The sequence below is a fragment of the Acinetobacter sp. ANC 3832 genome (assembly GCF_002135415.1).
In the GTDB taxonomy this organism is placed as follows: domain Bacteria; phylum Pseudomonadota; class Gammaproteobacteria; order Pseudomonadales; family Moraxellaceae; genus Acinetobacter.
In genome coordinates, this window is record NZ_NEGJ01000005.1 from 249,721 (window position 1) to 260,489 (window position 10,769).

The 10,769-nt window shown below is 37.1% G+C and carries 9 protein-coding genes; 3 read left to right on the forward strand and 6 right to left on the reverse strand.

Translation table 11 applies throughout. From position 1 onward, the window contains the following. The first annotated feature begins 357 nt into the window (after nucleotides 1–357). Nucleotides 358–1,470: a transglycosylase SLT domain-containing protein gene (locus B9T35_RS09410; RefSeq protein ID WP_086190847.1), complete on the forward strand. Its 1,113-nt coding sequence runs from the start codon at nucleotides 358–360 to the stop codon at nucleotides 1,468–1,470. Nucleotides 1,471–1,639: 169 nt separating this feature from the next. Here B9T35_RS09410 and B9T35_RS09415 read toward each other — a convergent pair whose 3' ends face one another. Continuing rightward, nucleotides 1,640–2,023 carry an SCP2 sterol-binding domain-containing protein gene (locus tag B9T35_RS09415; protein WP_086190848.1) on the reverse strand — a complete coding sequence of 128 codons (384 nt, stop codon included), beginning with the start codon at nucleotides 2,021–2,023 and terminating at the stop codon, nucleotides 1,640–1,642. Between the two features lie 223 nt (nucleotides 2,024–2,246). Next, a complete protein-coding gene (gene ttcA, locus B9T35_RS09420; protein WP_086190849.1) occupies nucleotides 2,247–3,155 on the reverse strand; it encodes a tRNA 2-thiocytidine(32) synthetase TtcA in 909 nt (302 codons plus the stop codon). A 494-nt stretch (nucleotides 3,156–3,649) separates the two neighbouring features. On the opposite strand from ttcA, the gene B9T35_RS09425 reads away from it, so the two are divergent. Continuing rightward, nucleotides 3,650–4,531, forward strand: a complete 882-nt coding sequence (locus tag B9T35_RS09425; RefSeq protein WP_086190850.1) for a lytic transglycosylase domain-containing protein — start codon at nucleotides 3,650–3,652, stop codon at nucleotides 4,529–4,531. Between the two features lie 124 nt (nucleotides 4,532–4,655). Then, a complete protein-coding gene (gene htpX, locus B9T35_RS09430) occupies nucleotides 4,656–5,561 on the forward strand; it encodes a protease HtpX (protein WP_086190851.1) in 906 nt (301 codons plus the stop codon). A 65-nt stretch (nucleotides 5,562–5,626) separates the two neighbouring features. On the opposite strand, the gene B9T35_RS09435 is transcribed toward htpX, so the two are convergent. From B9T35_RS09435 to B9T35_RS09450, 4 genes are all read right to left on the reverse strand, one after another. Then, nucleotides 5,627–6,007, reverse strand: coding sequence for a hypothetical protein (locus B9T35_RS09435; protein WP_086190852.1), 381 nt, complete (start codon nucleotides 6,005–6,007; stop codon nucleotides 5,627–5,629). 47 nt (nucleotides 6,008–6,054) lie between these two features. Continuing rightward, nucleotides 6,055–6,636 carry a DUF4112 domain-containing protein gene (locus B9T35_RS09440; RefSeq protein WP_086190853.1) on the reverse strand — a complete coding sequence of 194 codons (582 nt, stop codon included), beginning with the start codon at nucleotides 6,634–6,636 and terminating at the stop codon, nucleotides 6,055–6,057. Nucleotides 6,637–6,875: 239 nt separating this feature from the next. Then, complete coding sequence (locus B9T35_RS09445; RefSeq protein ID WP_086190854.1) at nucleotides 6,876–9,974, reverse strand: multidrug efflux RND transporter permease subunit; 3,099 nt, start codon at nucleotides 9,972–9,974, stop codon at nucleotides 6,876–6,878. A 330-nt stretch (nucleotides 9,975–10,304) separates the two neighbouring features. Continuing rightward, on the reverse strand, nucleotides 10,305–10,769 hold a 465-nt coding region (locus tag B9T35_RS09450), incomplete at its 5' end, for a hypothetical protein (RefSeq protein ID WP_213033364.1).

The following is a 10,769-nucleotide window of genomic DNA, read 5'->3' on the forward strand; positions in this document are numbered from 1 at the left end:
GAACCATATTAAACAATAGATAAAATTACAAACAAAAGCAGAAAATATGTATTTCTTACATATTAAAATATTATAAAACTTTTTCACCAGTTAAATCAGATCATTATGTTACATATCAATAATATTTTTCGTACAAAATTTGACAATGTTAAATTACATCTTTATTATTCGCTCATGTTTTAGCTTGTACGTTTTTTAATCTTTGTAGTTTTTCTACATAATTGTTTTATTCCCATATGTCATTTTGAATGACGTCCATGACTGCCCACCCTTATTGAATTTACCAACTTGTAAAAGTTTTAGGCAAATTTTGCTTCAAATTTTGTAGGGCAATAAATTACTTGTAGCGGAGACAACATGCACAGTAGTTCACCTTCTGGGTCGAGGCTTTGCCTAAACTCATTTTTTTCCACTCTCCCTTTTAAAGCTTTGGCTCTAGCAACAGTATTGGTACCCTTCCACAGTATTAATGCAACAAAGACCAATCAATACCATTCAGTTGTTAATTCAAATAAATTGACAGTTGTCACAGTATCCAATCCTACTACTGTATTTAAGGACGGAAAATTCAAACATGGCTTCGGTTATGAACTTGTTAATAACTATGCACACAGTTTGAAGGTTAAGTTAGATTTTAAAACAGTGCCTGATAATGCTACTGCTTTAAAGATGGTTGCTCAAGGTAAAGCAAACTTTGCCATGACCACGGCATCAATGAAAACTATCGAAGAGAAAAATCTGACGGGTTTTTCTGCGACATGTGGCGATTTAAACAGCTTAACCAAAAATGGGTTAAATGCTGATTTAAACTGGGTATTTAAAGGTGCTGAAGATCCTTTAACAGATACTGCCAGTGGTTTTATCTGCCAAAGTAAGCAAAATGGTTCAATCCAACAATTGGCTTCTTTCTACAATCGTAATGTTGTGAAAAAAGATGATTGGTCGATCATCCAACGTGATTTACGTCAGCGTATGCCTATTTATCAGGCGAGCTTTAAGAAAACGGCAAAACAATATGATCTAGATTGGCACTTGCTTGCAGCAATTGGTTATCAAGAATCTTATTTAAAGCCTGATTCAGTATCACCCACTGGTGTGCGTGGCATTATGATGCTCACTGGAAATACTGCGCGCGCTATGGGTGTCAGTAACAGAACTGATCCATCACAAAGTATTCAAGGTGGTGCAAAATATTACGATCAAATGTTGACTAAATATTCGCACATCTCGTACCCAGACCGTAATTGGTATGCTTTAGTTGCCTACAATATGGGACCAGGTGCGGTAGATGGTATTCAGAAGCGTCTAAAATCACAGGGTAAAGACCCGAATGATTGGATGAACTTATATGAATATTTAGATCGTAATAAAGCGCGTAATGGTCGTTATAAACAAGCTGTGCAATACGTTACCCGTATTCGCTCTTATTTAGAACATATTAAGACCTCGCCTAAACTTTTAGAAATCTAAAATGAGTTCAGTCTTTAGCTTAAACTTTTTTACTTTTCCGATTCGGAAATAATATAAGGTTTGATCTGCTTAAAATGTTGATCCTCTCTCCCAATTTAGTGCTCTAAAATTTAGACAAAAAAAAAAGCTGAACTATAAATAGTTCAGCTTTTTTAATTTAAGTCAGTGATTAAGCAGTTTGCTCAAGGACTTTCTTAAATAAATCTTTTTGCTCTTGGCTTGGCTTAGCTGTTTGTAAAGCCATCAATTGAGACATATCGCCTTGAACTTTAATTTTACCAGTCATGAATGCTTGCATTGCAGCAGCCATATCAAACTCTAGGAATACTTTACGAAGCGTTTCAGCATCCATATTCAAAGTTGTTTTAGCATTTGCAGAAGTACCTTTTTGGATTTTGCCACCATCTAAAGACAATTCAGTATTGCCATTAGCATCTGTAACAACCAAATTAATTGCTAAACCAGCCAATGATGGTGGTAAGTTTAAATCACCAGCTTCAGCAGTTAATTTATCAACATTTGCAAACCAATCATCAGTTAAAAATGCAGGCATGTTCATTCCTCAAATTAATTATTCATTTATTGTGTTGTCTATCCGAACAACATCATGGTGAAGCTTTTTTGCTTGCCATTGTTATAGCATGATAATTTCGATTATGGCTAAAGTTTTTTGTACGCATTGTTCATTAATGATTGGTTTTATCGTTTTATTTTTAAAAATCAGGCACTCCTATCAATATGAGTGCCTTTTTACATCAATAGAATGACAAAAAAGATCAATCTGCTGAGAAACTTAAATTCACAACATCTAATCGATTCTTCAGAACGTCTGTATCACACTTCATATCAAACTCACGTTGCTCATCTAAGACTTCAAAGTCAAATAAGTCACGGTCAGCCAGTTGAGATGGAGAAACGTTCTGTAAGGCACCAAAAATGCTATGTAAGCGTTTTGGATGCTGTTTGTCCCATTCACGCAACATGTCATTAATAATCGCACGTTGTAAATTTTCCTGAGAACCACATAAGTTACATGGGATAATAGGAAAATTACGAATTTCGGCATACTTAATGATATCTTTTTCTTCCACATAAGCCAGCGGACGAATCAAGATATTCTTTTTGTCTGAAGATAATAGTTTCGGTGGCATTGCTTTTAAGCTACCGCCATGGAATAAGTTCAAAAAGAACGTTGCCATGATGTCATCACGATGATGACCTAATGCAACTTTAGTTGCACCAATTTCTTGAGCGAAGCCATATAGTGATCCACGACGTAAACGAGAACATACTGCACAGAAGGTTTTGCCTTCAGGTGTTAAGCGTTTGGTAATGGTATAGGTATCTTTTTCCAAAATGTAATATGGAATGTTGTTTTCTTCCATATAACGTGGCAACACATCTTCTGGGAAGCCCGGTTGTTTTTGGTCTAAATTCACTGCTACCACATCAAAATTAATCGGTGCGATACGTTTAAACTGCAACAAGATGTCGAGCATGGTGTAACTGTCTTTACCACCAGAGACACACACCATGACTTTATCGCCATCTTCAATCATTTTAAAGTCACGAATCGCATGACCAACTTGACGACGAAGTTTTTTCAATAAGCGATGATAAGCCGAACTAGTTGGCAGTTCCGGTTTGAAATTAAATCCTTGTTCAGACTCAACTGGCGAGTACATAGACGAAATTAACCATAAAAAAAATACTGCGTAATTTTAGCTGATTCATCTTCTCCACGCACCTAAAGATTTTTATTTTTGCATTTTCATCCGATTTGTCATTTTGATGTCTTATTCACATGTTTAAAATGTACAGTTGCGTTCATTTTTTATACCAATCGCTTATCTTTTGGACTTTTCCACAGTTTTCCACAAAAGCTGTGGATAAAAGTGTGGATGCTTTGGGGCTTGACAGCTATTTTCGCCACGGTAGTGGGCTTTCCCTTTAGATTGATCATTTTTTAACCACTTATATTTCTTGTTTATTTTCAATGTATTATCCTTGTCAAGCATCCTTCAAAAAATATAAATTAAAAAATTTTTTGATTATTTCAGCAACAATTGAGGCTTGATTTTTTGCAAATGAATTGATACAAACAAATCATGGTTTTTCTTCATTCATAACTTTGCTAAACTCTAGCTTCGAGTCAAAGCAATCAATTAAATTACAACAAATGAAAAAACTTTTGAATGGTTCATTATTTTGTGTTTTGGGGTGTTTCAGCATTGCTGCAATGACATCGTCTTCTTTTGCAGGTCAAATTTACGTCTATAAAGATAAAAATGGCAGCACCTTATTAACAAACCGTAAAAGCTCAGATCAATCACTACAAAAAGTCAAAGTCACTTACTACCCAGACAGTAATATTCATAGCTATCGGAATTGGGGAACTTCAGAAGCTTCTGTCTTACCTAGTTACAGTAAGAATAAAAATGCCTATGACCATCTAATTCGTCAGGCTGCGCAAACACACGGCGTATCTGAAGGTTTAATTAAAGCAGTGATGCATACTGAATCAGGCTTTAATATGAACGCTCGCTCGCCTGTCGGTGCACAAGGGTTAATGCAACTCATGCCTGCGACTGCACGACGTTTTAATGTTGCCAATGTCTATGATCCATTACAAAATATATTGGGCGGTGCAAAATATTTAAGTTGGCTCATGAAACGTTTTAATGGAAGTACTCAACTGGCTTTAGCAGCATATAATGCAGGTGAAGGTAATGTTGATAAATATGGAGGTATTCCACCCTTCCGTGAAACTCAAGACTATGTAAAACGTGTCAGTAGTCGTCTCAATAATCTTTATTCTAACGGCATTGGTTCTGCGAATAGTAGCAATACTTCTCAAGGTCAAATTATTGCTCAATCGAATAATTATACTGCACCAACACCTGTAGCAACTTCAAACAACTTTGTCCCTGAACAAAAAATAGAAAAAAATATCCAAAGACAAATTATTGTTGCTTCAGATGGTACGTTTACCGATGCACCACCGGGTTCTTATTCAACCTCTCATGCAACGGCTTCTGCACACATTACCATTTCAAATTAATTCGTCGATTTCAATATCGATTTTAACGATTGATCTTGAATTTTTTGATGACACACCTCATATTTATAAAGTGATTTATGATAGATAAATCATCATATTAATTATTTATAAGAGGATACTCTCAATGATGCGGATTGGTTTGTTTTTGCTTACCAACCTCGCGGTACTGGTTGTAGCTGGCATCATCCTATCATTATTAGGTGTTGGTAGTTATCGAAGCGCTGGCGGTCTTAACTTCGGCAACCTAATGGTGCTCTGTTTTGTCTTTGGTATGGTGGGATCAATCATCTCACTACTCATGTCAAAATGGATGGCAAAAAAAACAACGGGTACTGAATTAATTGATCCAAATGCTCCGCGTAATCAAGCTGAAGTTTGGTTATTGCAAGAAGTGGCTCAACTTTCTCAACGCGCTGGTATTCAAATGCCAGAAGTGGGTATTTTCCCATCTTATCAATCAAACGCTTTTGCCACAGGTTGGAATAAAAACGATGCGCTCGTTGCAGTTTCAACAGGCTTATTAGAGCGTATGAATAAAGATGAATTGCGTGCCGTTTTAGCACATGAAATTGGTCACGTTGCCAATGGTGACATGGTGACACTTGCCCTGATTCAAGGGGTCGTCAATGCCTTCGTGATGTTCTTTGCACGCGTTGTCGGTGATTTTATTGATCGCAATGTCTTTGGTCGTGAAGAAGGTGAAGCACCTGGTTTAGCGTATTTTGGTATTACCATTGTATTAGACATTGTCTTTGGTATTTTGGCTTCTGCCATCGTGATGTGGTTCTCGCGTCAACGTGAATACCGTGCAGATGAAGTTGGCGCACGTCTCGCAGGTAAAGATGCCATGATTTCTGCATTGCTTCGCTTACAAGCGGAATCTGAAATTCCAGATCAAATGCCGAAAGAGATGAAAGCTTTTGCAATCGCAGAAGGTAAAGAGCAAGGTTTTAGTTTGGCTGCGTTATTCCAAACCCACCCAAGCATTGAACAACGTGTAGCTGCATTACAACAGCTTAATGTTCAGTAATTTTTAAATGCAAATTTAAGAATAAAAAAAGCCTCCACATTGGAGGCTTTTTTGTGCAAGTTTATTTATTTGGTATGAATAGGAGGGTCTAAACGAATACAACGTAATAAACTGCCATTCACATCAATTAAATTAAACAAGTCGATTTCACTACCATATTCAATTTCAGTCATACTGGCTTGAGGATGCTGTGACCAATCCATCGCCTTCCACGTTTCATGCAATTTTTCTAAAGCTTGAACTCTTACACAAGCACTATGCCATGATGTTTTTGGATCTAACTGAGCATGTAGAAAGAATTCTAAGTGTAAACTTCCTCGTTGCATGATCATCCAACTTTCAGATTGATAATTGCATTTGAACCCTAATAATTCATAAAACGTTCGCGTCTGATCTAAATTAATAGCAGGTAAATTTGCTGAAATATAATCAAGTGATTGTGTCATTTCATCCCCTTCATTGAATCATTTTCTATATCGATCATGCAAAAAATCTAATGTTGTAAGGTTTGATACCAATGCCAAAGACTGCTAAAACCAAACCACAAAGCGATACCAATAAGTACCAGAACAAAAATTCCTAAAATATCTGGAATATGCAGCCAAATCCAAGCCACAATCGGATTGCGCCAAAAAGCGGATTGTTGCTGCTTTTGTTCTAATTTTTCATGTAAAAAAGGATGCATCACATGATCATCAGATTGAATGTGATATTCATTTTGAATATGCTCATGCACCACTTCTAATGCTTTACGACTCGGGCGAATAAAAATATCAAACAATGTCCCTGCAATAGGAATACAACCTACAATCCCATCCATGACTGCAAGTTTCAGTACACCATTCAGTTTTGCTTGTGGCACACCAATCTGTTTGGCTTTATACACGGCATAGCATGTTAAAACAAAACCTGCGACATCACCTGCAATTGGAATGGTACTTAAAGCTGCATCCGCACCTAAACCTTGTTTGGTAAAAGGAATTCTCACCACAGAATCCATCATATTGGCGAATTTAGCCAAATCACGTTCAAGCTTAATCACTTCTTGCGTTGTTAATTTTTTTTCATTATTCATACGCTTAATTGCTAACCTACACTCATTTTCATACGCTCAAATGCATCATAACGTGGAAATATATCAGTTTGTGTATCATTTTAATAAGATCAATAGATTCAAATATTAACCACGCATTATAGCTCAATCAGAGTATGAACCTTACTGGTAAAAAGCTAAGTTTCCTACAATACTGATACGAACAATCAAACAAGATAGCTAATACAGATCTGAATGATTTATACAGACCATTTCAATACTTACTCTACAGCTTGTTTTCCCTTAAATACTGAACGCACGAGTACATACATAAATGGGATAAAAATCAAGACTAAAACTGTGCCAAAAATAACACCACCTAAAACACTCACACCAATTTCTTGACGACTGGCAGCACCTGCACCAAATGCAACCACCAATGGAATAACTCCAGCACCAAAAGCCAAAGAAGTCATTAAAATTGGACGTAAACGTAATCCTGCACCTTGCATAGCAGCAGCAATGGCACTTTGTCCTTTTTCTTGTGCTAAAGCAGCAAATTCAACAATCAAAATGGCATTTTTACACGACAAGCCAATGGTTGTGAGTAACGCAATTTGGAAATAAATATCATTCGGGAAACCTGTAAACCAACTAAATACAATATTGCCACCAATACCCAGTGGAATAGCCGCAATCACGGCGGTTGGAATTGACCAACTTTCATAAAGCGCCGCCAAGCAAAGGAAAATAAATCCAATTGAAATTAAGTACAACCAAATCGCTTGGCTACTCGATTTTTGTTCTTGGAAAGATAAACCACTCCAAGCCACGTCAATCCCGTTATGTTGATTAACCATTTTTCCAATATCACGCATGGCTTGACCAGAGCTGACATTTTTGGCTGAATTGGCCTCCATTTGCAAAGCCGTATAACCTTGGAAACGGTTGACTACATCTGGCCCACCACCCCACGTTACTGTGGAAAAGTTACTAAACGGAACCATTTGATTTTGACTATTTCTAACTGACCAATCATTTAAATCCTCAGGTTTGGAGCGGAATTCTGCATCACCTTGCATCATTACTCGTTTAATACGTCCTCGATCAATAAAATCATTCACATACGAACCACCCCAAGCTGCGGAGAGCGTACTGTTAATTGCCGTTTGTGAAAGTCCATTGACCATTGCCAGTTTCTGGTCAATATTCACTTGCAACTTTGCTTTATCTGGATTTGATTTTTTATCGATATTTTCAAAACTGCTAAATTGCTCTGCATCTTTTTGCAATAACTTAAATTGCTGATCTAAATACTGACGACCTTGCCCATTAATATCCTGAATCCAAAATTCTAAACTGTCACTATCCCCCAAGCCATTCACAGAGGCAGGCATTAATACTGAAATTTTTGCATTTTTATTATTATTAAAATATTGCATGGCACGCGCACGAATCGCTTGTGCAGAATTCTTGTCCCCTGCACGATCATCCCAATGCTTCAATGCAATAAAGCCTGCACCCAAGTTCTGCCCTGTACCCGAGAAATTCCGACCATAACGAATCAGCACGATATCGACATTTTGTTTTTCTTTTTCAAGAAAATATCGACGGATTTCTTCTCCAACCACATGACTACTCGACATTGGTGCACCATCCGCCAAACGGAACTGTACACTTAAAATACCTTGATCTTCACTTGGTATAAAGCTCGTCGGTAGGGAACGATATAGAAGTGCAAATGCACCAATCAAACCAACAAAAACGACCAAAACCACCCATTTAAAATCAATCGTTTGTTTCACTAACTTTAAATAATTATGCTTTAAGCCATCCATTTTTTGATTAAACCAAATTGCCCATTTGGCAGATTGAACATTTGGTTTTAAAATAATAGCACACAATGCAGGCGTTAAAATTAAAGCGACCAGCAACGACAAGCCCATTGCAGCGACCAATGTGATCGAAAATTGACGATAAATCACCCCTGTAGAGCCTGAGAAAAATGCCATTGGAATAAATACAGCCGTTAATACCACTGTAATACCGACCAAAGCACCTGTCATTTCCTGCATCGACTCTATTGATGCTTGTTTCGGTGTGAGATTTTTCTCATGCATCAATCGTTCAACATTTTCTACAACCACAATTGCATCATCCACCAAGAGACCAATTGCTAAAACTAAAGCAAATAAAGTCAAAGTATTGATACTCATACCCAATGCAAAAAGGATGGCAAATGTCCCCAGAATGACAATCGGTACAGTAATCGTAGGAATCAGGGTTGCACGCCAACTTTGTAAAAATACAAACATCACAATGATGACTAGAATGATTGCTTCAAATAAGGTTTTAATGACTTCCTTAATCGATTCTTGAACAAAAGGCGTGTTATCTCGTGGATAAACAATTTTATAACCTTGAGGTAGCTTCTCAGCAATTTTATTGAGTTCTGCTTTTATCAATGCCGATGTTGCCAGTGCATTGGCACCTGATGACAATGAAATTCCCATTCCTGATGATGGATAACCATTAATGGTATTAAAAGACTGATAATTTTCTGCCCCCAATTCAATTCGGGCAACATCTTTCAAATATACAAAACTACCATTCGCTGTAGATTTAACGATGATGTTATTAAACTCTTCAACTGTTCTTAACCTAGAACCTGCTGTCACTTTTGCATTCAGATATTGGTCTTGAACTACAGGTAAATCGCCAATCCCACCTGCGGCAACTTGTGTATTTTGTGCTTCAATTGCAGCACGAATATCGCTCGGCATGAGTTGATATTGGGTAAGTTTATTTGGGTTCAGCCAAATACGCATTGCATATTGTGAGCCAAAGACATCGACCTCCCCCACGCCTTCTATACGCGAAAGCTCTTGTTCAATATGATCTGAAAGATAATCACCCAATTCAATATTGTTACTTTTACCCGTACTGTCATATAAGCCGACCACCATAAAGGTATCACCGAGTGACTTATAGACACTCACGCCTTGGCGTTGCACATCTTCGGGTAATCGATTAATCACTCCATTGATACTATTTTGTACCTGAACTTGCGCAGTATCAGGATCAGTACCATTTTCAAAACTAATACTAATTCGAGTGCGTCCAGATGAATCACTACTCGAACTAAAATACAGTAAATGATCAATGCCTTTAATTTGCTGTTCTAAAACTTGTGTGACACTTTCTTCAACGGTTTCAGCATCTGCACCTGTGTATGTTGCTGAGACTGTAATTTTAGGGGGTGCAATATCTGGATAGCGTTCTACAGGAAGGTTGAGAACAGCAAATATCCCCACTGCCATGATGATAATCGCCAATACACCAGCAAAAATAGGTCGTTGAATAAAGAATTTTGAAAGCATCAAATGAATTCTATTTTAGAGTAAGGAGAGAAAAACGGTGCATCATTGTTTGTATTCGAGCATGATTGATCTTCTGTGACTTCTATTTAAAATACAAGAAAAATAACAGAAATAAGAATCTTTTACCCAATTGTGAAGAAATCATGGAGATTTCTACTTGATTCATAAAATCATGATTCATCAACAGACTGTAATGCCTATTGGAAAACCAATACTTTTGCTTAATGGTTTCATATATTGGAAAATCTTAGATATCCTGAATATAAACATTTGATAAAACAAAAGGCTCTGAGTGAGCCCTTTGTTTAGCTTCAGTTCTAAGTACAAGATCTATTTAATTGGCTGAGCTTGAATCACGGGTGCAACGGAACGTTGAATGGGTGTTGCTTGAATGACAGTACTGGTCGCATTTGTTGAAACTGTATTAACATTCTCTTTTTCACTTTGTGGTTGTGCTACAACAGATTTTTCTATTTTAGATGGATCAAGATGAGTACCTTGTTCAACTACTTGTGGAGATAATTCATCTTTATAAACCAAGGAGTTTTCTTCCAAAACAATATTATTTTTATCTTGTTCTAAAATATCATTAATTTTTGAATTAATTGGGCTATCTACATTTTTAATTGCAATTTTTTCTACATGATTCGGATCTAAAACAACAGTTTTAATCTGAGTCGTGACTGAGCCAGCAGGAGTCACAGGAGTCACAGGAGTCACAGGAGTCACAGGAGTCACAGGAGTCACAGGAGTCACAGGAGTCACAGGAGTCACAGGAGTCACAGGAGTCACAGG